General features: G+C 37.2%; 2 protein-coding genes. Both read left to right on the top strand.

The window, feature by feature from the left end:
* Positions 1–385: transposase (locus J2R98_RS14450; RefSeq protein WP_307070210.1), on the top strand; the 385-nt coding region annotated here is incomplete at its 5' end.
* Complete coding sequence (locus tag J2R98_RS14455) at positions 382–1,239, top strand: IS3 family transposase (RefSeq protein ID WP_307070212.1); 858 nt, start codon at positions 382–384, stop codon at positions 1,237–1,239. The genes J2R98_RS14450 and J2R98_RS14455, both read left to right, overlap by 4 nt.
* Positions 1,240–1,412 lie beyond the last annotated feature (173 nt).

A 1,412-nucleotide genomic window follows, 5' to 3' on the forward strand; every position in this document is an offset into this window, starting at 1 on the left:
TAAGGTTAGTATCAAAATTGGACACACTCTAAGGCAAAATGTTTCCATGAAATTAAGTCTAGAAAAGGTAGGGGTAATTATGCCAGAAAAAAAGCACTATTCGCCTGAGTTTAAAGAGTATGTGGCCAAAATGGTACTAGATGATGGAAAAAAAATTAAAGATATCTCGATAGAGTTGAAACTTCCATATCACACCTTAACGAAGTGGGTCGCTCGTGAAAGAAATCACCGCAAAGAACTGGAAAAGTCACGAAAATCAGAACTACTTTCTGCAACGGAATATAAAAAACAACTAGAAGATGAACGGAAACGTGTTGCTGATCTGGAAGAAGAGGTTGATATATTAAAAAAGGCCATGCACATCTTCAATCAAAACCACAAGTGAAGTATGAGTTTATTGATCAACATCGGAATGAGCACACCGTTTTGAAGATGTGTGTTGTTTTAGGTGTGTCCAAATCAGGTTTTTATGAATATAAGAAAAGAAAAAACAATTCTGAAACAGAAAGAAAAAAGCATGAACGACTATTACGTGAAGCAATTAGGGTGTCCTTCTATGAGAGCAAAGAAGTATACGGTAGTCCGCGTGTGCATGCTGATCTAGTAGCTCAAGGTTTTACTGTAAGCATAAAGACTGTGGCTAATTATATGAGGGATATGGGCCTTCAGGCCAAACAACCTAAGAGAAGTCGTTCTACAACACAATCAAACCACCATTACAAGACTTATAAGAATCATATAAATCAGGATTTCAAAGTTGAATCACCAAATGAAATATGGACGACAGACATAACATATATTCCAACCCTGGAGGGTTTTGTGTTTCTTAATGTCATTATTGACCTGTACTCACGCCGAGTTATTAGTTATCGAGTCGATGATCATATGAAGGTTAATTTAACTACAGAAGCATTACAAGATGCGATGAACAATCGGCAGCCCGAGCCTGGTTTGATTCATCATTCCGATCGTGGTTCACAATACTGTGCACATGCCTATACAGAGATTTTATTAAATCAGGAAGCAATTATCAGCATGAGTCGTAAGGGTAACCCATATGACAATGCCTGTGCTGAATCTTTTTTTGGGAGTATGAAAACCGAGATGCCAACATTAATTTTCGGTTCAAAAGTTGATGCCATTGATGAAGTGCATGATTATATCGTCTTTTATAACCGTCGGAGAAGACACTCCGCCCTTGATTATATGACACCTGAAGAGTATGAATGGGCAAATTAAAGGTACATCCAACCTTTGCCTTCGACGGTTCAATAATAGCCTCATGATGAAGTGAAATTTTATTTAAAATTTCGCTTCACATGAGGATTCCATATGAAAGCATCTTCTTTCATATGGATTAAAAGTTTGCCTTATGAGAGCAAAAACATGTCCAATATATTGACAGAACGTCA

This window comes from Alkalibacillus filiformis, from assembly GCF_030814115.1.
GTDB classification, from domain to species: domain Bacteria; phylum Bacillota; class Bacilli; order Bacillales; family Alkalibacillaceae; genus Alkalibacillus; species Alkalibacillus filiformis.